This window comes from Streptomyces sp. NPDC056503 (genome assembly GCF_042794995.1).
In the GTDB taxonomy this organism is placed as follows: domain Bacteria; phylum Actinomycetota; class Actinomycetes; order Streptomycetales; family Streptomycetaceae; genus Streptomyces.
This window is the reverse complement of record NZ_JBHTST010000010.1, coordinates 49017-71324: the sequence shown is the minus strand read 5'-3', so window position 1 is coordinate 71324 and position 22308 is coordinate 49017. Positions and strand designations below refer to the sequence as shown.

Sequence of the window (22308 nt, the reverse complement as noted above, 5' to 3'; positions counted from 1 at the left end):
TGAGAAGTCCCGGGAAGGCCCACCTCACCGTCGTAGGGTGGGCCGCAGAGTCCCGCTTGCCGCTAGGGAGGTCCAGTAAGTGACCAGCCAGGTCAGTAGCGAGGCCGGCGAGGCCCTGCTCGGGGAGCAGCGCAGCGCCCCGGCGGAGGCCCGCAACGGCGCCGAGAAGGAAGTCCGACGTCTCGACCGGGTGATCATCCGGTTCGCGGGCGACTCCGGTGACGGCATGCAGCTCACGGGTGACCGGTTCACCTCGGAGACGGCGTCCTTCGGGAACGACCTGTCCACGCTGCCGAACTTCCCGGCCGAGATCCGGGCGCCCGCCGGCACCCTGCCGGGTGTCTCGTCCTTCCAGCTGCACTTCGCCGACCACGACATCCTGACCCCCGGCGACGCGCCGAACGTGCTGGTCGCGATGAACCCCGCCGCCCTCAAGGCGAACATCGCCGACGTGCCGCGCGGTGGCGAGATCATCGTGAACACGGACGAGTTCGCCAAGCGGGCCATGGCCAAGGTCGGGTACGCCGAGAACCCCCTGGAGGACGGGTCGCTGGACGGTTACCGGGTGCACCCGGTGCCGCTGACGACGCTGACCATCGAGGCGCTGAAGGAGTTCGGCCTGTCCCGGAAGGAGGCCGAGCGGAGCAAGAACATGTTCGCGCTCGGGCTGCTCTCCTGGATGTACCACCGGCCCACCGAGGGCACGGAGGCGTTCCTGCGGTCCAAGTTCGCGAAGAAGCCGCAGATCGCCGAGGCGAACGTGGCCGCCTTCCGGGCCGGCTGGAACTTCGGCGAGACCACCGAGGACTTCGCCGTCTCCTACGAGGTCGCCCCCGCCACCCGCGCGTTCCCCACGGGCACGTACCGCAACATCTCCGGGAACCTCGCCCTGTCCTACGGCCTGATCGCCGCGAGCAGGCAGGCGGAGCTGCCGCTCTACCTGGGCTCCTACCCGATCACCCCGGCCTCGGACATCCTGCACGAGCTCAGCCGGCACAAGAACTTCGGCGTGCGGACCTTCCAGGCCGAGGACGAGATCGCCGGCATCGGCGCCGCCCTCGGTGCCGCCTTCGGCGGCTCCCTGGCGGTGACGACGACCTCCGGCCCCGGCGTGGCGCTGAAGTCCGAGACGATCGGACTCGCGGTCTCCCTGGAGCTGCCGCTCCTCGTCGTCGACATCCAGCGCGGCGGCCCGTCCACCGGTCTGCCCACCAAGACCGAGCAGGCCGACCTCCTCCAGGCCATGTACGGGCGCAACGGCGAGGCCCCGGTGCCGGTCGTCGCCCCGAAGACCCCGGCCGACTGCTTCGACGCCGCCCTGGAGGCGGCCCGCATCGCGCTCACCTACCGCACCCCCGTCTTCCTCCTCTCCGACGGCTACCTCGCCAACGGCTCCGAGCCCTGGCGGATCCCCGAGGTCGACGGCCTGCCCGACCTGCGGACCGCCTTCGCCACCGGCCCGAACCACACCCAGGCCGACGGCACCGAGGTCTTCTGGCCGTACAAGCGCGACCCGGAGACCCTGGCCCGCCCCTGGGCCGTCCCCGGCACCCCCGGCCTGGAGCACCGCATCGGCGGCATCGAGAAGCAGGACGGCACCGGCAACATCTCGTACGACCCCGCCAACCACGACCTCATGGTCCGCACCCGCCAGGCCAAGATCGACGGCATCGACGTCCCCGACCTCGACGTCGACGACCCGGACGGCGCCCGGACCCTGGTCCTCGGCTGGGGCTCGACGTACGGCCCGATCACCGCCGCCGTACGCCGCATCCGCCGCGAGGGCGGCCACATCGCCCAGGCCCACCTCCGCCACCTCAACCCCTTCCCGAAGAACCTCGGCGAGGTCCTGGGGCGGTACGAGAAGGTCGTGATCCCCGAGATGAACCTCGGCCAGCTCGCCACCCTCGTCCGCGCGAAGTACCTGGTCGACGCCCGCTCCCACACCCAGGTCAACGGCATGCCGTTCAAGGCCGAGCAGCTCGCCGCCGCCCTCAAGGAGGCCATCGATGCCTGAGACCTCTGAGCCGCTGCTCCACCTGGTGCCCAAGGCCCAGGCCCGGCAGACCATGAAGGACTTCAAGTCCGACCAGGAGGTCCGCTGGTGCCCCGGCTGCGGTGACTACGCCGTCCTCGCCGCCGTCCAGGGCTTCATGCCCGAGCTGGGCCTGGCGAAGGAGAACATCGTCTTCGTCTCCGGCATCGGCTGCTCCTCCCGCTTCCCGTACTACATGAACACCTACGGGATGCACTCCATCCACGGCCGCGCCCCGGCCATCGCCACCGGCCTGGCGACCTCGCGGCGCGACCTGTCCGTCTGGGTCGTCACCGGCGACGGCGACGCGCTCTCCATCGGCGGCAACCACCTCATCCACGCCCTGCGCCGCAACGTGAACCTCAAGATCCTGCTCTTCAACAACCGGATCTACGGCCTCACCAAGGGCCAGTACTCCCCCACCTCCGAGGTCGGCAAGATCACCAAGTCGACCCCGATGGGCTCCCTCGACGCCCCCTTCAACCCGGTGTCGCTGGCGATCGGCGCGGAGGCCACCTTCGTCGCCCGCACGGTCGACTCCGACCGCAAGCACCTCACCGAGGTGCTGCGCCAGGCCGCCGACCACAACGGCACGGCGCTGGTGGAGATCTACCAGAACTGCAACATCTTCAACGACGGCGCCTTCGAGGTCCTCAAGGACAAGGACCAGGCCCAGGAGGCCGTGATCCGCCTGGAGCACGGGCAGCCGATCCGCTTCGGCGCCGAGCTCGGCAAGGGCGTCGTCCGCGACCCCGCCACCGGCGACCTGGAGGTCGTCGCGGTCACGCCGGAGAACGAGTCCCGGATCCTCGTCCACGACGCGCACGCCGCCTCCCCGACGACCGCCTTCGCGCTCTCCCGCCTCGCCGACCCCGACACCCTCCACCAGACCCCCATCGGCGTCCTCCGCTCGGTGGAACGCCCGGTCTACGACACCCTGATGGCCGAGCAGCTCGACCGCGCGGTGGAACAGCAGGGCGAGGGCGACCTGGCCCGGCTCCTCGCCGGCAACGACACCTGGACCGTGGTCGGCTGACCTTCCGTCACGAGCGGGCGAGGGGCGCGGCCGGCACCGGCCGCGCCCCTCAGCCCGTCGAGGACGCCTCGCGGCGCTCCTTCTCCTTCTGGTTGACCTCCACGGAGCGCCCGAGGCAGCGCGGGACGCCCTTCTCGATCCGGTACGCGAACACCTCGTCGAAGAAGCGGTAGTTGCGCACGGAGTCGAAGCCGTACTTCTTCGCCACCCCGGTGTAGGTGCCCTCCGCGAGCCGGTGGGCGACCCCGTCGCGCTGCACCGTGAGCCCGTCCTTCCGCAGGCCCGCGAGGGACTCGGCGAAGGCGTGGACGGCGTCGTACGCCTCGACCGCGTACCGCTCGACGGGGGTCGCGGCGGGCACGCCCCAGCGCTTCCGGTAGGCGGCGGCGAAGGCCTTGCCGGCCGGGAGCACGTCCGGGTCGACGTAGCTGGTGCCGATGAACCAGCCCTCGGCCGCGGATCCGGCGGTGGTGAGGAACTCCTTCTCCAGAAGGGGTTCGATCCCGCCGCACAGCCCGTCGAAGCCCTCCCGGGCGAGCGCCCGGGCACAGAGTCCGGCGCGGCGCGGCGACGTCCCGGCGTAGAGGAGGGCCTGGGCGCCGCCCGCGACGAGGGGCCTGACCGCCGCGGCGAAGTCCTCGCTGTCCGCGGCGACCGGTCGTCTCGCGACGGTCACGCCGACCTGGTCGAGCGTGGTCTCGGCGTCGTTGCCCATGTACCAGGCGTACCGGCCGCTCGCCAGGTCCTCCACGACCGCGAAACGGCTGAAGCCGCGGGCCAGGCCGGCTGTCGAGAAGGCGAGCTGCAGGGTGGTGCCCACCGGCCGCATCTCGAAGTAGACGCCGGTGGGCAGACTCTCCACGAGCTGTCCCTGGTCGAGGCCGGTGGCGATGGCCGCGCAAAGGAGTCCGGTGCGCCGGTGGACGGGCACGGCCGCGAGGATCGCCTCCTGCGTCGTGGGGCCGAGGACGGCGACGACGGAGCGGTCGGCGCCGAGGGCCTCGGCGGCGGCGGCGGCCCGGCGCGGGTCGCCCGCGTCGTCGCGGACCTGGACGGCGAGGTCGAAGGGGCGGTCGGGGCGGGTGTTGAACTGCTCGACGGCGAGCCGGGCGCCCCGTTCCTGGGCGCGTCCGTCGGCCTTGCGGGGGCCGCTGAGGTCGGTCTGGACGCCGATCGTGTACGTGGCGAGGGCGCGGGTGCCGGTGCCGGTGGCGGCCCCGGTGCCGGTGGGGCGGGTGGCGAGCCAGGCCGTGAGGCCGCCGGCGCCGGCGACGAGCGCGGCGGAGCCGCCGATGATCAGCCTCCGCCGGGACGGGCCGCGCGGGGGGTCGGCGGGCACCAGCGCCGTCGGCTCCGGGACGGGCAGGTCGAGGACGTGGGCGGAGCGCTCGGCGATGAGGGCGGGCAGCCCGGCCGGCAGCAGCTCGCCGGCGGGGCCCCCGGTGCCGCCGAGCGCGTCCCGGACGGCCTCGGCGGTGGGCCGCGCGGCCGGGTCCTTGGCCAGGCAGGCGGTGACGAGCGGCCTCAGGGAGTCGGGGACGGCGTCGAGTTCGGGTTCCTCGTGGACCGTGCGGTAGACGACGGAGGCGACCGTGCCGGTGCCGAAGGGGCGTTCGCCGGTGAGGACGTAGGCGAGGACGCAGCCGAACGCGAACACGTCGGCGGGCGGGCCGACTTCGCCGGCTCCGGCGACCCTGGCCTGTTCGGGGGCGAGGTAGCCGGGGGTGCCGATCATGGCGTCGGTGGCGGTGAGGGCGGTCGCCCCGGCGGTGCGGGCGATGCCGAAGTCGATGAGCCGGGGCCCGTCGAGGGCGAGGAGGACGTTGGCGGGCTTGACGTCCCGGTGGACGAGACCGACCGCGTGGAGGTCGGCGAGGGCGTCGGCGAGCCGGGCGCCGAAGGCCCGCACGGCCGGTTCGGGCAGGGGGCCGTGGAGGGCGACGGCCTCGGCGAGGGAGGGCCCGGGGACGTACTCGGTGGCGAGCCAGGGTTCGCGGGCCTCCGGGTCGGCGCCGAGGACGCGGACCGTCCAGCGGCCGCCGATCCGCTCGGCGGTGCGGGCCTCGCGGCGGAAGCGCTCGCGGAAGGCGGGGTCGGCGGCGTGCTCGGCGCGGATCAGTTTGACCGCGGCGAGCCCGCCGCCGGGGGTGCGGGCCAGGTAGACGACGCCCATGCCGCCGGAGCCGAGCCGGCCGAGCAGGCGGTGGCCGGCGATCGTGGACGGGTCGGACCGGTGGAGCGGGCGCACGGATCAGCCGCCCGCCTTCTTCGTGGGGGTCGCGGGCGCGGCGCCGAGGGACTGGTACCGCCCGTCCTTCACCCGGTAGAGGAAGGTGCCGACGCCGTTGAGGTTGCCGTCCTTGTCGAAGGAGTAGCCGCCCATGATCCCCTTGTGGACGTCCTTGCGCAGGAGGGGCGCGAGGGTGGCGCGGTCGGGGCGTTTGCCGCCCTTCTCGTACGCCGCCCGCACGTGCTTCGCGAGGAGGAGCGTGACGTCGTAGGCCTCGCCCGCGTACCAGAGGGGGGCGTTGCCGTAGCGGGCCCGGTGGGCGGCGACGAAGGCGGTGGACTCCTTGCGGACGGTGGGGTCGGCGACCGGCGCGCCGAGGGTCCAGCCCTCGGCGGCGCGGCCCGCGTCGCGCAGGAAGCGGTCGCCGAAGACGTGCTGTCCGGCGAGGCGGGGGCCGGTGAAGCCGAGGGCGTCGAGGGCCTTGGCGGCGCGGATGGCGGAGGGCAGGAGTCCGGCGTGGACGTACGCGTCGATGCCGGCGTCCACCATCTCGCCGACGACCCGCTCCAGGCCCTTGGCGCCGCCGGGGATGACCCGGGGGTGCGGCAGGATCCCGCCCTGTTTGAAGCCGAAGTCGGCACCGACCACGAACTGCCAGGAGTAGGGGTCGTCGGTGCGTTCCTGGAGGAGCCCGGGGCGGTCGGGGTGGTGGACGGCCTGCGCGTGGTAGGCGAGGTGCATCCCGTTGAAGGCGTGGATGGGACAGGCCCGGACGATGCTGCCGCCCTGGTTCTGGGCGGGGTTGACGAGGAGGTTGAGGCCCGCGGAGACGGTGACGACGGGGAGTCCCGCCTCGTCGTAGGCGGGCAGCGACTCCTGGCCGGTGTAGTCGTGGCTGGGGCCGATGATGCCGAGGACGTCGGGGTCGGAGGTGAGGACGCGGGCGGCGGCGAGGGCGCGGGTCTTGTCGCCGCGGTCGTCGGAGACCTTCACGTCGAGCGTGAACGGCCTGTCCTTCCGGGAGTTGAAGGCCTCGACGGCGAGCCGGACGCCGCGCTCCTGGGCCTGCCCGACCTCCTTGCCGGGTCCGCTGAGGTCGGCCTGGACGCCGATGGTCCACCGGCGGGCCTTCGGCGGGGGCGTGCCCTTGGCGTCCGGGCGGTCGTCGCGGAGGGCCAGCCAGGTGCCGGCGCCGCCCGCGGCGAGGACGGCGGCGGCGCCGGAGACGAGGAGGAAGCGGCGGCGGCTGCGGGAGGGGGGCCCGGGCGGGGCCGTGTCGGCGGCGGTCGCGTCGATGTCCGGGAGCGCGAGCATCCGGGCGGAGCGCTCGGCGATGGTGCGGACGACGGGGTCGGGCAGCCAGTCGGCGGCGGTGCCGGGAGTGTCCACGACGAGCCGCCCGACGAGCTCCTCGGCGGTGGGCCGGGCGGCCGGGTCCTTGGCGAGGCACTCCCGCAGCACCGGCAGCAGTCCGGCGGGTACGCCGGCGAGGTCGGGCTCGTCGTGGACGGTCCGGTACATGAGGGCGTCGACGGCGCCGGTGCCGAAGGGCGGGCGGCCGGTGGCCGCGTAGGCGAGGAGGCAGCCGAAGGCGAAGACGTCGGAGGCCGGTCCGATGTCTCCGGTACGGGCCTCCGCCTGCTCGGGCGCGAGGAAGCCGGGGGTGCCGACGACCATGTCGGTGCCGGTGAGCGCGGTCTCCCCGGCGGGGTCGGCGGCGCGGGCGATGCCGAAGTCGATGAGCCGGGGCCCGTCGACGGCGAGGAGGACGTTGCCGGGCTTCACGTCCCGGTGGACGAGCCCGGCGGCGTGGACGGCGGCGAGCGCGCGGGCCACGGCCCCGCCGAGGACGCGGAGGCTGCGGCCGGGCAGCGGCCCGTGCGCGGCGATCGCCTCGCCGAGGGAGGGCCCGGGCACGAAGGCGGTGGCGAGCCAGGGTTCGGGGGCGTCGGGGTCGGCGCCGAGGACCGGGACGGCCCACGGGGAGACGACCCGGCGGGCGGCCTCGACCTCGCGCCGGAACCGGGCCCGGAAGTCGGCCTGTTCGGCCCGGTCGGAGAGCGTCACCTTCACGGCGGCGAGTTCGCCCGCGTCCGTACGTCCCAGGTAGACCACGCCCATGCCGCCGGCTCCGAGCCGCCCGAGGAGCCGGTACCCGGCGATGCCGGAGGGGTCGGAGGGAGACAGCGGCGCGAGGTCTCCCGGCACGGGCCCCGGCGGGGCCGGGACCGGCGCGGGCGGGGCCGGCGGGGTGGCCGGGGCGTGGTCCGGCACGGCCGGTGTCCCGCTCTCGCCCGGTGTCCCCTGCGCGTCCGGGGTGTCGTCCGGTGCGGTCACTGTTCTGCCTCCAGCGCGGTCTCGGCACGGGTGAGCATGGTCACCGAGGCCTGGGCCATCGCCGTGGCCAGGTCGGCTTCGGTGTGGCCGGGGGCGCCCTTGGCGGAGACGGCGACGGTCACCTGGCCGAGCCGGGACTGGGACCAGCCGTAGTAGTGCTCGCCGGGCACGCCGTCCTTGAGGTACGTGCCGCGCTCGTTGACGGCGTCGGAGGCGGTCAGGTTGCCTCCGACACCGTAGGAGTTGCCGAGCGACATCAGGCCGGAGATCCGCTCGCCGTCGCGGAGGGTCTGGCCGGGGCAGCGCAGTGCCTCCTCCAGGGTCTCGGCCATCTCCCAGTCGGCGGCGTCCTCCGTGCGGTGGACGGTGACGGTGGACGAGACCCGGACCGTCCCCTTGCCGCCGGCGGCGGGGAGCTCCATGTAGGCGGTCACGCTGTGGAGGACCGTCCGCGGCAGGGTTCCCGTCTCCCACCGGCAGTCCTCGTCGAGGACGGGCCAGTAGCCCTCGGGGCTGAGGTACGGGTCCCGCTCGACGTATCCGGGGCCCCAGGATCCGGGCCCGCCGGACAGGATCTCGCGGGCGAGCGCGACCGCGTCGGGCCGGGTCTTGGGGGCGCGGTCCGGATCGGGGGCGAACCCGAGCTCCTTCGGGGTCGCGGAGGGCGACGCGGTCGCGGTCGCGCTCGCGGTCGGCGCCGGGGTCGTACCGGACGGGGTCCCGCTCTTCCCGTCTCCCCCGCCGCCCCCTCCCGAGCATCCCGTCACCAGCAGCCCGCCCGCCAGGACGGCACAGCAGGCACGCGACAGCCGTACGCTGGACACGATTCCCCCACCCCCCGCTCACACGATTCCCCCAGGGGTCACGATCGTATGCGCGGAACGACCAACTCCGGTCCGCTACAGGCTCATTGGGCGCGGGCTTCGTCGTAGCGGGCGCGGGCCGCCTCGACGTCGGGGACCCGGGACTCGGTCCAGAGCGCGAGGGAGCCGACCCGCCCGGCCGCCTCCTCGCCGAGGGGGGTGAGGGCGTAGTCGACGCGGGGCGGGATGACGGGCTTGGCGTCGCGGAGGACGAAGCCGTCGCGCTCCAGGGTCTGGAGCGTCTGCGTGAGCATCTTCTCGCTGACGCCGCCGATCCGCCGCCGCAGTTCGCTGAAGCGGTACGAGCGCTCCAGGAGGGCGATCAGGACGAGCACGCCCCAGCGGCTGGTGACGTGCTCCAGGACCAGTCGGGACGGGCACATGGTGCCGTCCACGTCCGCCAGCAGGGGCCTCACGGGGACCTCGGCACTCGCCCCGGCGCGCGTCCCGGTCTTCGTTTCGGTCTTCGTTTCGGTGCTCACCTCGACACTTACCTCCATGCCAGTACCTTACTTCAAAGTGGGTACTTTCCTGAAGTTAGTGCCCATCGTACGGTGAGTGTGCACCTCCCCACCACACCCCGAAGGAACCCCCCATGAGCATCGTCGTCACCGGAGCCACCGGACAGCTCGGCCGTCTCGTCGTCGACGCCCTCCTCGCCGACCCGGCCGTCCCCGCCGGGACCGTCGTCGCCGTCGTGCGGAACAAGGAGAAGGCCGCCGACCTCGCCGACCGCGGCGTCGAGCTGCGGATCGCCGACTACGGGCAGCCGGAGACGCTGGCCGGCGCCTTCGAGGCGGGCGACCGGGTGCTGCTGATCTCCGGCAGCGAGGTCGGACGGCGGGTGCCGCAGCACGCCGCCGTGATCGACGCGGCCAAGGCGGCGGGCGTGGCCCAGCTCGCGTACACCGGCGTCCTGGGCGGCCCCGAGGCCGACTTCGACCTGGCCGCGGAGCACAAGGAGACGGAGGCGCTGATCCTCGCCTCCGGCCTGCCGCACACCTTCCTCCGCAACGGCTGGTACAGCGAGAACTACACCGCGAACCTCGCCCCCGTCCTCGCGCACGGCGCCGTCGTCGCCAACGCGGGCGAGGGCCGGATCGCCTCCGCCACCCGCGCCGACTACGCGGCCGCCGCGGCGGCGGTGCTGACCGGCCCGACCGAGGAGCACCTGGGCCGCGCGTACGAGCTGAGCGGCGACGAGGCCTGGTCGCTCGCCGAGTACGCGGCGGAGATCGGCGCCCGCAGCGGGCGCGCGATCGCGTACACGAACGTGCCGGCCGAGACGCACCTGGAGATCCTGACGGGCGCGGGGGTGCCGGAGTTCTTCGCGGAGATCCTCGTCGACGTGGACAAGGCGATCGAGCGCGGCGCGCTGGCCGTCACGACCGGCGACCTCGCCCGGCTGATCGGCCGCCCGACCACCCCGATCGGCGCCACGATCGACGAGGCGCTCGCCGCGGCGGAGTGACCCACCCCCAAGGTCATGACCGTATGGCGGTACACACATGACAGCCTGCCCCGTGCGGCGCTACCGTCGTCGGAACAGCGCGGCGCAGGGCGGGAGGCTTTCATGGGCAGCGGAAGAGGGACGGTCGCCGGGACCGGCGGCACCACGAGGACGACGGAGAAGACCGGCGCGGGCACCGAGAACCGCGCCGGTCTGGTGTACGGCATCGTCGCGTACGCGATCTGGGGCCTGGTCCCGCTCTACTGGCCGCTCCTGAAGCCGGCCGGCGCGGGCGAGATCCTCGCCCACCGGATGGTGTGGTCGTTCGCCTTCGTCGGCCTCGCCCTGCTGGCGCTGCGCCGCTGGGACTGGGTGCGGGAGCTGCTCGCCAACCCGCGCAAGCTCGGCCTGCTGACCATCGCCGCGACCGTCATCACCGTGAACTGGGGCCTGTACATCTGGTCGGTCAACCACGGCCACGTCGTCGAGTCGTCCCTCGGCTACTTCATCAACCCGCTGGTGACGATCGCGCTCGGCGTCCTCGTCCTGAAGGAACGCCTCCGCCCGGCCCAGTGGGCGGCCGTCGGCATCGGCCTCGCGGCGGTGCTGGTGCTGGCGATCGGCTACGGCCGCCCGCCGTGGATCTCCCTCACCCTCGCCTTCTCCTTCGCCGTCTACGGCCTGGTGAAGAAGCAGGTGAACCTCGGCGGCCTGGAGTCCCTGGCGGCGGAGACCGCCGTCCTCTTCCTGCCGGCCCTCGGCTATCTGGTCTTCCTCGGCTCGCGTTCCGAACTCGCCTTCGGAACCGAGGGCGCCGGCCACATGGCGCTGCTCGCCTCGACCGGCATCGTCACCGCGATCCCGCTGATCTGCTTCGGCGCGGCGGCGATCCGGCTCCCGCTCTCCACCCTGGGCCTCCTCCAGTACCTGGCCCCCACCTTCCAGTTCCTCCTCGGCGTCGTCTACTTCCACGAGGCCATGCCGCCCGAGCGCTGGGCCGGCTTCTCCCTCGTCTGGCTCGCCCTCGTCCTGCTGACCTGGGACGCCCTCCGCACCGCCCGCCGCAGCCGCGCGGCCGTCGTCCGCGCCGCCCAGGAGGCGTCGGACCGGCTGGCCCAGGAGGCGGCGGAGGCGGCCTCGGCGCCCGGACCGGAGGCCGTACGCGAGCCGCGGGGCTGATCCCGCACACCGCCGTCGAAGGCCCCGCCCGGAATCGGGCGGGGCCTTTCCCGTGCACGCGCGCGTGCACCCGGGACCGGCTCCGGGGGCGGGCTCAGACCGTCACCTCCCGGGCGGGCTCCCGCTCCGGCCCGGCCGGCCGGCGCCCGCCGGCGCGGAGGGCGGCGACGGCGACCAGGGTGCCCAGGGCGACCAGCACCACCGGCACGGCGAGGGCCGCGCGGAAGCCGGTGAGGCCGCCGCCGGAGAGCCCGTACACGGCCGTCACGGCGGCGATGCCGACCGCCGAACCGAACTGGGTCGCGGTGGTGAGCAGCCCGCTCGCGAGCCCCTGCTCGTGCTCCGCGACGCCGTCGGTGCCGGCGATGGTCAGCGGGCCGTACGCGAGGGAGAAGGCGAGGCCGGTGAGGAGGAGGGTCGGGAACATCGCCGCGTACGACCAGTCGGGTCCGACCGGGAGGAAGAGCGCGTACGCGGCGAGGGCGGCGAGGAAGCCGCCGAGGACCACCTTGGCGTTGCCGTACCGGGCCACCAGGCGCGGGGTCAGCGTCGGGGCGAGGACCGCGTCGACGCCCATCACCAGGAGCGCCAGGGCGGTGTGGAGCGAGGACCAGCCGCGCAGCTCCTGGAGGTAGAGGGTGGCGACGAACTGGAAGCCGAAGAAGGCGCCGACGAAGAGCAGCGCGCCGAGGTCGGCGCGGAGCACGGACGGCGTGCGCAGCAGCCCCAGCCGGACGAGCGGGACGGCGGCCCGGCGTTCGACGCGGACGAAGGCGGCGGCGAGGGCGAGCCCGGCGGCGAACACGCCGAGGGTGAGGGCCCACCCGTCGAGCCCGTGCTCCAGCCGGACGACGCCGTAGGCCAGGAGGAGCATCGCCCCGGCGGCGGCCAGCGCCCCGGCCAGGTCGAAGCCGCCCCGGGGCCGCTCCTCCCCGCGGGTCCGGTCCTCCTTCGGCACGAGGCGGACGGCGGCGGCCAGCAGGACGGCGGCGTACAGGACGGGCGCGATGAAGACCCAGCGCCAGCCGAGTTCGGTGAGCAGGCCGCCGGTGACGAGGCCGAGCGAGAAGCCGCCGCCGGCGACCCCCGCGAAGACCAGCAGGGCCTTGTCCCGCTGCGGCCCCTCCGGATAGGAGGTGGTGATGACGGACAGGGCCGCCGGGGTCATGAAGGCGGCGGCGACGCCGGTGGCGAAGCGGGCGAGGACGAGCGTCGGGCCGTCGTCGGCGAGGGCGCCGAGGCCGGAGAAGAGCAGGAAGACGGTGAGCCAGCCGAGGAACATCCGCCGTCTGCCGAGGAGGTCGGCGGCGCGCCCGCCGAGGAGGGTGAAGCCGGCGTAGCCGAGGACGTAGGCGGACATCACCCAGGCGGCGGTGGAGGTGGTGAGGCCGAGGTCGGCGCGGATGGCGGGGACGGCGACGGCGAGCATGGCGACGTCGATGCCTTCGAGGAAGACCGCCCCGCTGAGGACGAGGAGCAGCCCCCAGGCACGTAAAGACACAACTGCCTCCGAAAGGAAGTGGGTTGGGGTGGGGTGGTTACCGTTCCGAGGGCCGGTTCCCTCTTGTAACCACCTCGATCCTGCGGCAGCATCGGGAGGCATGGAAGAAGGCACTTCGAAGTCACCCGGTACCCCTGGAGTAACCGTCGGAGCCCCCGCCGCCCCGCGCGGCTGCCATCCCGACGGCGGCGACGCGGACCCCTTCCAGTGGGACACCCGCGAGGACTGCGAGGTCCGCCAGATCCTGGACCGGATCGCCGACAAGTGGTCGCTCCTGGTGATCGCGCTCCTGGAGAACAGGGTGGTCCGCTTCTCGCAGCTCCGCCGGGAGATCGACGGCGTGAGCCAGCGCATGCTGACCGTCACCCTGCGCCAGCTGGAGCGCGACGGCCTGGTCCGGCGCACCGTCCACCCCACGGTCCCGCCCCGCGTCGACTACGAGCTCACCCCGCTGGGCGCCACCCTGCACACCACGATCCGCTCCCTGGTGACCTGGACGGAGCTCCACCAGAACGAGATCGCGGTGGCGCGGGAGCGCTACGACGCCCGGGAGACGACCCCGGCGTAGCCCGCCGCCCGGAGTGACGGCTTCCGGTGGCAGGCGGGGGTGGGCGTGGGTACGTATGGGGGATGGAACCACTGCACTGGAAAGTCGTGATCGACGCCCGCGACCCGCACGCCCAGGCCGCCTTCTGGGCCGCCGCCCTCGGCTACGTCGAGGAGGACCACAGCGGGCTCGTCGCGCGGCTGCTCGCCGCCGGGGCCGTGCCGGCCGAGGCGACCGCGACCGTGCGCCCCGGCACACCGGAGGAGCGGCTCGGGTGGCACGACCTCGCCGCCGTGCGCCATCCGGACGACCCGGTGTCGGAGGAGAACGGCGCCGGTCTCGGCCGCCGGATCCTCTTCCAGCGGGTCCCCGAGGCCAAGACCGTGAAGAACCGCCTCCACCTCGACGTGCACGCCGGCCCCGGCACCCGCGACGCCCAGGTGGAGCGCCTGGAGAAGCTGGGCGCGGGCGTGCGGCGGCGGGTGGCGGAGCAGGGCGGCGCGTGGGTGGTGATGACCGACCCCGAGGGCAACGAGTTCTGCGTGCAGTAGCGGGGCGGCCGGCACGGCAGCGGGACGGCCGGCACGGCAGCGGGCCCGCGCCCGTCAGGGGCGCCGCACCTCGAAGTGGAAGCAGCCGTACTCGACCGCCCGCACGTGCACCAGCGCCACGGCCGGATCGGCGAAGGCCTCGGCGAACGCCTCGTCGAGGCCCGGGAGTTCGACGAGCCGGCCGCCGAGGATGCGACCGTCCGTCCCGTACCGGCGCACCGTCCGCAGGGCTCCCGCCCGTTCGAAGGGGTACGCCTCCTCCTCCCAGGCGCCGGAGCTCCCCGGCCCCCCGCACTCCTCCGCGTGCACGAAGACCGGCCCCACCTCGTCGTACGCCCCCGGCGCGGCCCCCGCGGCGGCCGCCCACCGCCGCAGCGGGGCGTACGAGACGAGGGCGATGCGCTCTCCGGCGCGGCCGGGGCGCAGGCAGCAGCGCAGCGGGTCGCCGTCCTCCTCCGCGGCGTACGGGAGGCAGGGGCGTCCGGCGTCGTCGACGGACCGGAGCGCGGCGAGGGCGGCGGGCTCGACGGCCCGTGGCGTGTAGAGGCTCATGCGTCCAGCCTCGCCGCGCGCCCCGCGTCCCGCTGGCGGCATTCGGACCCCGCGCTCGACGGCCCGGATCCGGCCGGGCCGGGCGGCCCGGGCCGTCCTGGGCCGTCGGGCCGGGGTGACGCGCCCGGACCGGCCCGGGCCCGTCAGGCCGGGGCGATGCGCCGCCGCAGCAGACAGAACACGTTGCCCTCCGGGTCGGCCAGGACGTGCCAGTCCTCCTCGCCCGTCTGCCCGACGTCCGCGGGCCTGGCGCCGAGCGCGAGCAGCCGCTCCAGCTCGGCGTCCTGGTCACGGTCGGTCGGGTTGACGTCGACGTGCAGGCGGACCTTCCCCGTCCGGGGTTCGTCGTTCGGGCTGAGGACGATCGTCGGCTGCGGCCCGCCGAAGCCGACCCCGGGCGGCCCGATCTCGATGCTCCCGTCGACCTCCCGCCCGACCTCGACGTACCCGAGGACCTCGTTCCAGAACACGGCGAGCCGTTCGGGGTCGGCGCATTCGAGGACCAGTTCGCTGATGCGGCATGCCATGCGGCCCAGCGTACGCACGGCCCGGGCTCCGGCGGCGCCTTCCGCCGCCTACAGGCGCCGGACCACCGCCGCCTCCGCCCGCTCCACCGAGCCGCGGCCGTGGGCGTGGACGAGGGCGAGGTGGAAGAGGGCGGGGGCGAGCGGGGCCCACCGGTGGCGCCGTTCCGGGGAGAGGAGGTGGCGGACCACGTCGGTCGTGCGGAAGGGCACGTACTCCATGGCGGCGTGCTCCCAGCGGTCCGCGACGCCCCGGCTCGTACGGGCCCGCAGCTCCTCGCCCGTCAGTCCGGTCAGCCGCGCGGTGAAGTGGGCGCTCCACATCCGGCTCTCGACGTCGAGCACGAACGCGAGCAGCGTGAGCGTGAACTCGTGCGGTTCCAGGGAGAGTTCCTCGCGCATGCCGCGCCGGGCGACCGCGTGCAGGTCGGGCGCGTGACGGCCCGAGGCGTCGATGTTCCGGGCGAGGCCCTCGTTCACGGAGGAGTTCCACAGCCCGGGCGCCATCCGGACCCGGTCCCCGCGCCGGCTGATCACCAGCAGGTCGTCGGCCGTGACGACGGCGACGTTCACGCCGAAGCTGCACTGGAGGAAGGAGGGCGCGGTCAGCGGCGCGTCCGGGTCGAGCCAGCGCCCGCGCGGGGTCGAGCCGTCGGGCAGCCGCCGGTCCAGCTGCTGGGCGGCGAGGAAGGTGTAGTAGTCGGTGGGGCGCAGCCGCAGGTGCACCTCGGAGGCCTCGTCGAGGGGCGTACGGGTCACCTCGACGGACTCGACCGCGTACCGCTCCCCGTTCCAGACCGGCTGCCGCTCGCCGGACGCGACCGCCCGCGCCTCCTCCGCCTCGATCTCGGCCCTCCAGGGCGCCAGTTCGGCGGGCAGCTCGACCTCGTCCTCCAGCACCCGCACGTGGACGGCCTCGGGCGCGATCGGCCGCTCCCCGTCGCCCTCCACGATCAGCGCGGAGGTGTGCAGCGGCCCGATCGAGAAGGTCCCCCACGCGCCTCCCTCTTCGGGCCGGTACGTGAGGCTCCGCACCTTCCCGGCCGCGCGGCGCCGCGCCTTGAACCACAGGTCCTGCGCCGACTGCTGGAAGAGGGTCGCGAAGACGACGCCGAGGACGGCGCCGAGGATTCCGTTTCCGAGGTCTATGTCCACGCGCAGCAGCCTAGGTTGTCGTACCCGCGCCCTACGCTCCCCCTCGAACGGAAGACCGAGGAAGTGGAGGCAGGTCATGGGTGGCAACAGCTGGTGGCAGACGGGCCCGTACGACGCCGATCTCGCGGTCGCCTTCCGGCGGGCCCAGGAAGCGGAACTGGCCGAGGACGACCGGGGGTTCGAGGGCCGCACGGTCGCCGAGCTGTGGAGGAGCGGGGACTGGGCCGAGTTCATCTTCACCGGCGGCACCGCCACGGTCCTGGACCAGATCCACACGGTCCCCGCGACGGAGCCCGAAGACGGCCCCTACATGCGCCCGTTGACGGAGGAGGAGGTCCGCGCCTGGTGCCCGCACGGCAGGCCCACCGCCGCGGAATGGAAGGCGGCCCTCCGCGCCGACGACGAGCTCTTCCCCCACCGTGGTCTCGGCCGCTGCACGACCCTCTACGAGGAGGGCGAGCCGGCGGAGATCGGCTACTGGGGCGTGACGGCGGACTAGGTCCTGTCCGGGGGCGCGTGACCGTCGGCCGGTGACCCGAGCCGACGGGTCCGGCCACGGGCCGGCTACGAGTCCGGCCACGGCCACGAGTCCGGCTATGGGTACGGGTCCGGCCACAGCCACGGCCACGAGTCCGGCTACGGGTACAGCTTCTCCCCCTTCGCCAGCATCGCCACGAACTTCTCGATCCGGCGCGCCCGGGTCTCGGCCTTCTTGGCGTCCTGGATCCGGTACAGGACGGCGTAGCGGTTCTGGCGGTCGAGCGTCTCGAAGAACGACGCCGCGGCCGGGTCGGCGGCCAGGGCCGCGGCGAGGTCGTCCGGCACGGTGGCCACCTTGGCGCTGTCGTACGCCGCCTCCCAGCGGCCGTCCGCCTTCGCGCGGTCGACCTCGGCCTGCCCGGCCGGGCGCATCCGGCCCTGCGCGACCAGGGCGGCCACCTTCTCCCGGTTGATCTTGGACCACCTGCTGTTCCTCTTGCGCGGGGTGAACCGCTGGAGCCACCACTCCTCGTCGAACTTCGCCTTCTGCCCGTCGATCCAGCCGTAGCAGAGCGCCGCGTCGAGCGCCTGGGCGTAGTCCAGCGCGACGACTCCCGGCGCCTTCTTGCGGATCTTGAGCCAGATGCCCGGCCGGACGGCGTGGTTCTCCCCGAGCCATTCCTCGAACGCCTCGGCTGAGGCGAACGCGACGATCTCCAGGTCCTCAGTCATCCCGGCAGCGAACCACACCCGCCCGATCGCCGTCCGCGACACCCCGGACTTGACCCTCACGCGACGTGAGGCCGAAAGCTGGCGGTCATGAGCGACCACTACGACGCCTTCGAGGTCAGCCCCGTCCCCGCCCCCGGCCCCGACGCCGTGCCGCCGGAGCCGTTCCACGGCATCTACGGCATGCCCGCCTTCGTCTCGATCCCCACCACCGACCTGGCCGCCTCCGTGGACTTCTGGACCCGTGGCCTCGGCTTCTTCGAACTGTTCGCCATCCCCGGCACCCTGGTGCACCTGCGCCGCTGGGCCTTCCAGGACGTCCTCCTCGTCGCGGCGGACTCCGCCCCCGAGCGGGCACCCGCGATGAGCGTGAGCTTCTCCTGCGTGCTCGGCCAGATCGACGGGCTCGTCGCCTCCTGCCGCGCCGCCCTCCCCGGTTCGGTCTCGGCCGACAGCCCCCGGGACACCCCCTGGAACACCCGCGACGTCGAGGTCGTCACCCCGGAGAAGGCCAGGATCGTCCTCACCGCCGCGAAGCCCTACGACCCGGACACCCAGGAGGCGCGGAACCTCGCCGCGATCGGCATCACCGCGCCGACCACCCGTCCCGGCCCCGGCCCCGGCAAGAATGAGGAGCATGCCTGACACCCACGGAACCGCCGGTGCCGCCGACGCCGACGGCCTCACCGTCGGCCAGGTCTCGGCCCGCCTCGGCGTCACCGTCCGCGCGCTGCACCACTGGGACGAGATCGGCCTCGCCCGGCCCTCGCTGCGCACGGCCGCCGGATACCGGCTCTACACCGCCGCCGATCTCGCACGCCTGCACCGCGTCGTCGTCTACCGCGAGCTCGGCCTCGGTCTCGACCGGATCGGGGCCGTCCTGGACGACGCGGACACCGACGTCCCCGCCGCGCTGCGCGCCCAGCGCGCCCAGGTCGCCGAGCGCGTCGAGCGCCTCCGGCGGCTCGGCGCCGGCCTCGACCGGATGATCGAGGCCCACGAGCGCGGTCTGCTGCTGACCGTCGACCAGCAGGCCGCGATCTTCGGCCCCGACTGGGACCCGGAGGGCCCGGCGAAGGCGCGCGCGCAGTACGGGGACACCGCCCAATGGCGCCAGTACGCCGAACGCTCGGCCTCCCGCACCCCCGAGGAGTGGCAGGCCGTCACCGACGCCAGCGCCGCCCTCGACCGCGAGCTCGCGTCCGCGATGGACGCGGGCCTCGCCCCGGGCAGCCCGGAGGCGAACGAGCTCGTCGAACACCACCGCGCCGTCTTCGCCGCGTACTTCCCCCTCACCCGGGAGATGCAGGTCTGCCTCGCCCGCACGTACGCGTCGGACCCCGGCTTCACCGCGCACTACGACGCCCTCCGCGAGGGTCTGGCGGTCTGGTTCCGCACCGTCGTCGACGCGAGCGCCCGCGCCCACGGCATCGACCCCGACACGGCAGCCTGGCGGTAGGCGACGGTGGTCAGCCGGTCGCCGGGGGACGACCCTGCCGCGGGCCGCCCCGGCGTACCCGTCGACCTCGCGGTCCTTCCCCGTCCGGGCGTCGAGGGCGTCCGCGCTCGAACCGTTCGCGCGGGCCGGTGCCGTGACAGCGAGCCGTCACGCGAACGACGGCCACCGGTCGGCGGCCCACTCCCGCCAGGTCGCCCACCCGGGCGGCGGACCGGCGGGCGCACGGCCGGAAAGCTCCGCCTCGTCGGGTTCCTCGAAGTGCGCGCGCCCCTGCCGGATGTCCGCCTCGGTCAGCGGGAACGTCTCCTCCGGGGCCGTCGCCTGGCGATGGCGGATCCGGGCGCGCTGGATCTCCTCGTCGACCGGCAGGTACTCCATGCGGAAGGAGGCGTCCTCCGCCTCCGCCAGCCAGCGGACCGCCGATCTCTCGTCCCGGGACCAGCAGCCGTAGTCCACCACCACGTCGGTGCCGAGCCTCAGTGCCTCCAGGGCGAGCCAGAGCATGCGTCCTTCCAGCACGTCCCGCTTCCCGTCCACGTCCGGCAGGCCGAACAGAGGGATCATCCACTCGTCCGGCGTCAGACGCAGCGCGCCGTGTTCCTCGGACAGCCGCCGGGCGCGCGTCGTCTTGCCGGCCCCGGGCAGGCCGACCATCAGGAACAACGTAGCCATGCCCGGAGCGTGCCAGGGCACCCGAAGGGACGCCCACCGGTTTTCCGCGCCTTCGGACCGCTACGCGCGGGAGCCGTACGCCACGAACCCGGCCCACGCCGCGGAGGTGAAGGCGAGGCGGGGGCCGGTGGCGTCCTTGGAGTCACGGACGTGGACGGTGCCGGGGGTGGAGGCGATCTCGACGCAGTCTGATGCTCCGTTACCGCTGTCGCTGTAGCTGCTCTTGGTCCAATCCAGCTCGGACGTGCCCATCATGTCTCTCCCAGCAGTTGTTCGATGAAGTCCCGCGACTCCGCCGGAGTGAGGGCCTGGGACCGGATGATGCCATAGCGCAAGTCCAGGATCCGGAGTCGCTTGAGGTCAGAGACGGGGCGGCCGTTGAAGTCGCCGTCCATTCGCCCCACCGCCGTGCCGTCCGCGAACTTCAGGAGCGCGATGCGCCCTCCGTTCCCAGGATGATCCGCGCGCTCGGTCGGCATCACCTGGATCTCGACGTGGGGCAACTCGCCCACCTCCAGCAGATGCTCAAGTTGACGACGTAGCACCATCTTCCCCCCGATGGGTCGCCGTAGCGACACCTCTTCCTGGACGAAGCTGAACTCCGGAGCCGGATCCTTTTCCAGCACCGACCGGCGTGCCACTCGCGCCGCCAAGTACCTCTCCAGCTGATCCGCCCTGAACGCGGGGCGCCAGGTCTGCATGATTGCTCGCGAGAACTCGTCGGTCTGCAAAAGACCGTGGACGTTGAAGTTCGAGTACATGCAGAACTCGACCGCCCGCCCCTCCAGCTTCGCCAGATCCCGGATCGGCTTCGGATACCGGACCTCCGCGATGTCCTTCTTCATCTCCGTGACGAGACCGCCCGCGCCCAGGACATCGTCCGCCTTGTCCAGGAACTCGGGCCTCGGGATCCGGTCCCCCCGCTCCAGCTTCCGGATCATGTCCTCGCCGTAGCCCGTCCGCTCGCCCAGCTCCGCCGCGCTGAGGCCCTTCGCCTCGCGCCAGGTCTTGAGCTGGCGCCCCACCGTGGCCAGGACGGCCTTTCCGGGCTCGTCGCCGGGGTCCACCTCCCAGCCCGCGTCCTCGACGACGACACCATCCACCTCGTCCACGCTCATGCGTGCCCACCTCCTCGTGGCGGCCCTCTACCCGAAGCGCGGCCCGAGACAGTCGAGACAAGACGGGACAGCGGCAGGACAGTAACCGTACGTAAGGGCGTTTCCCCTACGCAGCGTAGGCAGAGGTCGCCACGCTGAATCCCATGAACCCGGAAACCGGCCAACTCATGGCAAGTGCACGCCACTTCACCCTCCAGCTCTCCTCGACCCCCCGTGGCGCCCGGCTGGCGCGGCTGCTCACCGTCGAGCAGCTGCGTCACTGGGGGCTGGAGGGTTCGATCGAGGCGGCGGAGCAGGTCGTCGCCGAGCTGGCGAACAACGCCGTGACGCACGGACACGTTCCGGGGCGGGATTTCCGGCTCCGGACGATCGCCACGGGGGCGGCGCTCCGGATCGAGGTCACGGACACGCGCGGTGACCGCGTACCGCTGCTTCCGGGTCGCTCCCCCGCCGCCGGGAGCGGGCGCGGACTGCTCCTCGTCGAGGCGCTGTCCCGCGGCTGGGGCGTGCGGCCGGGGCCGGCTCCGCAGAAGACGGTCTGGGCCGAACTCCCGCTGCCGTGAGGGCCCTCACCGCGTCGCGGGTGTCCGCGACGCGGTGGCGGTCCCGTACGACCGGCCGGGGGCTGAACCCGGCGCCGTACGGGAGACCCGCCGGGCCCTCCGCCGCCCCGGGCCCGTTCCAGGACCGCGGCGACCGCGACCGTGCCTTCCGCGCCCCGGAACAGGGCCGGTGCGGGGTCTGCCAGGCCTCGGCCGCCGCCTAGCATCGCCGCATGGCGACCTTCGTGCACCTGACACCCGCCGCCTGCGCGGCGAACATCCGGCGGAGCGGGATCAAGGCGCGGGGAGAACGGCGCGGGGTCCATCTCTTCCCCGTGCTGGCCTCGTACGCGCTGACCCACCAGTGGCTGCGGGAGCTGGCCCGGCGGCAGGGGCCGCGCGGGATGGTCGCCGTCCACGTGCGGCTGCCGGACGGGGAGCCGGTGGCCGTGGGGCGGTACGGGCGGAGCCAGGACGAGGTCACGGCGGCCGAAGCGGTGCGGCGGATACGGGAGTTGGGGGACGGAGCGCTCGGGTGGGAGGTGTTCCTGCCCCGGGCGGTCGCGCGCGGCGAGGTGCGGCAGGTGCGGGCGGTGCGACAGGTCGCCGGATGGCGGTACTTCCCCGGGGCGCACGGCGTCGCGCCCTGCGTCTGCACGGGGTGCGTGCAGCCCGGCACGTACGGCTCGCGGCGGCTGCGCGAGCGGCGCCCGCACCCGGTGGACGGGCCCGCGCCCGCCTCCCGCGTGCTGCTCGCACGGCTGGAGCGGGCCGAGGGGCGGTCGGACACGGCCGGGCTGCTCGACACCCTCCGGTGGTACGGGCTGCGCCGGCGCGGGCCGGTGGAGCGGCTCGCGCCACTGGCGGTCCACCCGGACGCGGGGGTCCGGCGGGAGCTCGCCCGGGCGGTGGCCGGCTGGTCGACGCCCGGGGCGGACGGACTGCTGCGGGAGCTGGCGCGGGACTCCGTGACCGAGGTGCGGCAGACCGTCGCCGAGGCGATCGCCTACCGGCGTACCGAGGCCTCCGCCGCCCTCCTCGCGGCCCTCGGCCAGGACCCCTCCCCCGCCGTCCGCGACGCCGCCGTCGACGGTCTCGTCGCGTGCGGGACGCCCGAGGCGGAGGCCGTGCTGGCGCTGCTCGCGCACGACCCCTCCGCCTCCGTACGGGCGACCGTCGCCCTGCTCACGGAGGAGTGAGCGGGGCCGCGCCCGGCCCTGAGGCCCACCGGGACGGCCCACCGGAACAGCCCACCGGAGCGCCCCGCTCCGCCCTCTCCGGCCGGGGCCCGCCGGAAGGGGTGTCCGCTGAGCGAACTCCCTTGACCGGATTCAGGTCTTGACGGGAC

At 74.0% G+C, this 22308-nt stretch carries 23 protein-coding genes; 11 read left to right on the top strand and 12 right to left on the bottom strand.

Annotated elements, in window-relative coordinates:
• Positions 1 to 79 precede the first annotated feature (79 nt).
• Both ACFQ8C_RS05295 and ACFQ8C_RS05290 read left to right on the top strand, forming a co-directional pair.
• Positions 80 to 2017, top strand: a complete 1938-nt coding sequence (locus ACFQ8C_RS05295) for a 2-oxoacid:acceptor oxidoreductase subunit alpha (RefSeq protein WP_383452451.1) — start codon at positions 80 to 82, stop codon at positions 2015 to 2017.
• On the top strand, positions 2010 to 3071 hold the full coding sequence (locus ACFQ8C_RS05290; protein ID WP_383452449.1) for a 2-oxoacid:ferredoxin oxidoreductase subunit beta: 1062 nt from the start codon (positions 2010 to 2012) through the stop codon (positions 3069 to 3071). The genes ACFQ8C_RS05295 and ACFQ8C_RS05290 overlap by 8 nt, the downstream gene beginning before the upstream one ends.
• 49 nt (positions 3072 to 3120) lie before the next feature.
• Here the strand turns inward: ACFQ8C_RS05290 and ACFQ8C_RS05285 are convergent, their stop codons facing one another.
• From ACFQ8C_RS05285 to ACFQ8C_RS05270, 4 genes are all read right to left on the bottom strand, one after another.
• On the bottom strand, positions 3121 to 5319 hold the full coding sequence (locus ACFQ8C_RS05285; RefSeq protein WP_383452447.1) for a bifunctional serine/threonine-protein kinase/ABC transporter substrate-binding protein: 2199 nt from the start codon (positions 5317 to 5319) through the stop codon (positions 3121 to 3123).
• A gap of 3 nt (positions 5320 to 5322) precedes the next feature.
• On the bottom strand, positions 5323 to 7509 hold the full coding sequence (locus ACFQ8C_RS05280) for a bifunctional serine/threonine-protein kinase/ABC transporter substrate-binding protein (protein ID WP_383452505.1): 2187 nt from the start codon (positions 7507 to 7509) through the stop codon (positions 5323 to 5325).
• Positions 7510 to 7634: 125 nt separating this feature from the next.
• Positions 7635 to 8462, bottom strand: a complete 828-nt coding sequence (locus ACFQ8C_RS05275; protein ID WP_383452445.1) for a hypothetical protein — start codon at positions 8460 to 8462, stop codon at positions 7635 to 7637.
• A gap of 83 nt (positions 8463 to 8545) precedes the next feature.
• Entirely contained in the window at positions 8546 to 8884 is a 339-nt protein-coding gene (locus ACFQ8C_RS05270; protein ID WP_383452503.1) for a winged helix-turn-helix transcriptional regulator, read from the bottom strand.
• A gap of 212 nt (positions 8885 to 9096) precedes the next feature.
• Between ACFQ8C_RS05270 and ACFQ8C_RS05265 the strand changes: the two genes are divergently transcribed.
• Together ACFQ8C_RS05265 and rarD are read left to right on the top strand one after the other, a co-directional pair.
• Positions 9097 to 9972 (top strand): SDR family oxidoreductase, encoded by an 876-nt coding sequence (locus ACFQ8C_RS05265; protein ID WP_383452443.1) that lies wholly within the window; start codon positions 9097 to 9099, stop codon positions 9970 to 9972.
• A 102-nt stretch (positions 9973 to 10074) separates the two neighbouring features.
• The gene (gene rarD / locus ACFQ8C_RS05260) at positions 10075 to 11130 is read left to right on the top strand and encodes an EamA family transporter RarD (RefSeq protein WP_383452441.1); all 1056 of its coding nucleotides are present in this window, start codon (positions 10075 to 10077) and stop codon (positions 11128 to 11130) included.
• A 94-nt stretch (positions 11131 to 11224) separates the two neighbouring features.
• Here the strand turns inward: rarD and ACFQ8C_RS05255 are convergent, their stop codons facing one another.
• A complete protein-coding gene (locus ACFQ8C_RS05255; RefSeq protein WP_383452439.1) occupies positions 11225 to 12631 on the bottom strand; it encodes an MFS transporter in 1407 nt (468 codons plus the stop codon).
• Positions 12632 to 12731: 100 nt separating this feature from the next.
• On the opposite strand from ACFQ8C_RS05255, the gene ACFQ8C_RS05250 reads away from it, so the two are divergent.
• A complete protein-coding gene (locus ACFQ8C_RS05250) occupies positions 12732 to 13199 on the top strand; it encodes a winged helix-turn-helix transcriptional regulator (protein ID WP_383452437.1) in 468 nt (155 codons plus the stop codon).
• Between the two features lie 62 nt (positions 13200 to 13261).
• Positions 13262 to 13729: a VOC family protein gene (locus tag ACFQ8C_RS05245; protein WP_383452435.1), complete on the top strand. Its 468-nt coding sequence runs from the start codon at positions 13262 to 13264 to the stop codon at positions 13727 to 13729.
• 54 nt (positions 13730 to 13783) lie between these two features.
• Here ACFQ8C_RS05245 and ACFQ8C_RS05240 read toward each other — a convergent pair whose 3' ends face one another.
• The 3 genes from ACFQ8C_RS05240 to ACFQ8C_RS05230 form a co-directional block, all read right to left on the bottom strand.
• Positions 13784 to 14281, bottom strand: coding sequence for a DUF1203 domain-containing protein (locus ACFQ8C_RS05240; RefSeq protein ID WP_383452433.1), 498 nt, complete (start codon positions 14279 to 14281; stop codon positions 13784 to 13786).
• A gap of 143 nt (positions 14282 to 14424) precedes the next feature.
• Complete coding sequence (locus tag ACFQ8C_RS05235; protein ID WP_383452432.1) at positions 14425 to 14808, bottom strand: VOC family protein; 384 nt, start codon at positions 14806 to 14808, stop codon at positions 14425 to 14427.
• 48 nt (positions 14809 to 14856) lie between these two features.
• Entirely contained in the window at positions 14857 to 15960 is a 1104-nt protein-coding gene (locus ACFQ8C_RS05230) for a hypothetical protein (protein ID WP_383452430.1), read from the bottom strand.
• A gap of 76 nt (positions 15961 to 16036) precedes the next feature.
• On the opposite strand from ACFQ8C_RS05230, the gene ACFQ8C_RS05225 reads away from it, so the two are divergent.
• Positions 16037 to 16459: a hypothetical protein gene (locus ACFQ8C_RS05225; protein ID WP_383452428.1), complete on the top strand. Its 423-nt coding sequence runs from the start codon at positions 16037 to 16039 to the stop codon at positions 16457 to 16459.
• Positions 16460 to 16596: 137 nt separating this feature from the next.
• Here the strand turns inward: ACFQ8C_RS05225 and ACFQ8C_RS05220 are convergent, their stop codons facing one another.
• Entirely contained in the window at positions 16597 to 17172 is a 576-nt protein-coding gene (locus tag ACFQ8C_RS05220; RefSeq protein ID WP_383452426.1) for a YdeI family protein, read from the bottom strand.
• Between the two features lie 87 nt (positions 17173 to 17259).
• On the opposite strand from ACFQ8C_RS05220, the gene ACFQ8C_RS05215 reads away from it, so the two are divergent.
• Both ACFQ8C_RS05215 and ACFQ8C_RS05210 read left to right on the top strand, forming a co-directional pair.
• The gene (locus tag ACFQ8C_RS05215) at positions 17260 to 17814 is read left to right on the top strand and encodes a VOC family protein (RefSeq protein ID WP_383452424.1); all 555 of its coding nucleotides are present in this window, start codon (positions 17260 to 17262) and stop codon (positions 17812 to 17814) included.
• On the top strand, positions 17807 to 18628 hold the full coding sequence (locus tag ACFQ8C_RS05210; protein ID WP_383452422.1) for a MerR family transcriptional regulator: 822 nt from the start codon (positions 17807 to 17809) through the stop codon (positions 18626 to 18628). Before ACFQ8C_RS05215 ends, ACFQ8C_RS05210 begins: the two co-directional genes overlap by 8 nt.
• A 147-nt stretch (positions 18629 to 18775) precedes the next feature.
• On the opposite strand, the gene ACFQ8C_RS05205 is transcribed toward ACFQ8C_RS05210, so the two are convergent.
• The 3 genes from ACFQ8C_RS05205 to ACFQ8C_RS05195 are packed head-to-tail and all read right to left on the bottom strand — an operon-like array spanning position 18776 to position 20418.
• Entirely contained in the window at positions 18776 to 19300 is a 525-nt protein-coding gene (locus tag ACFQ8C_RS05205; protein WP_383452420.1) for an AAA family ATPase, read from the bottom strand.
• A gap of 60 nt (positions 19301 to 19360) precedes the next feature.
• A complete protein-coding gene (locus tag ACFQ8C_RS05200) occupies positions 19361 to 19552 on the bottom strand; it encodes a DUF397 domain-containing protein (protein ID WP_383452502.1) in 192 nt (63 codons plus the stop codon).
• Entirely contained in the window at positions 19552 to 20418 is an 867-nt protein-coding gene (locus ACFQ8C_RS05195) for a helix-turn-helix transcriptional regulator (protein ID WP_383452418.1), read from the bottom strand. The genes ACFQ8C_RS05200 and ACFQ8C_RS05195 overlap by 1 nt, the downstream gene beginning before the upstream one ends.
• Positions 20419 to 20561: 143 nt before the next feature.
• Between ACFQ8C_RS05195 and ACFQ8C_RS05190 the strand changes: the two genes are divergently transcribed.
• Both ACFQ8C_RS05190 and ACFQ8C_RS05185 read left to right on the top strand, forming a co-directional pair.
• Positions 20562 to 20981 carry an ATP-binding protein gene (locus ACFQ8C_RS05190; RefSeq protein ID WP_383452416.1) on the top strand — a complete coding sequence of 140 codons (420 nt, stop codon included), beginning with the start codon at positions 20562 to 20564 and terminating at the stop codon, positions 20979 to 20981.
• 212 nt (positions 20982 to 21193) lie between these two features.
• Entirely contained in the window at positions 21194 to 22159 is a 966-nt protein-coding gene (locus ACFQ8C_RS05185) for a HEAT repeat domain-containing protein (RefSeq protein WP_383452414.1), read from the top strand.
• Positions 22160 to 22308: the final 149 nt, after the last annotated feature.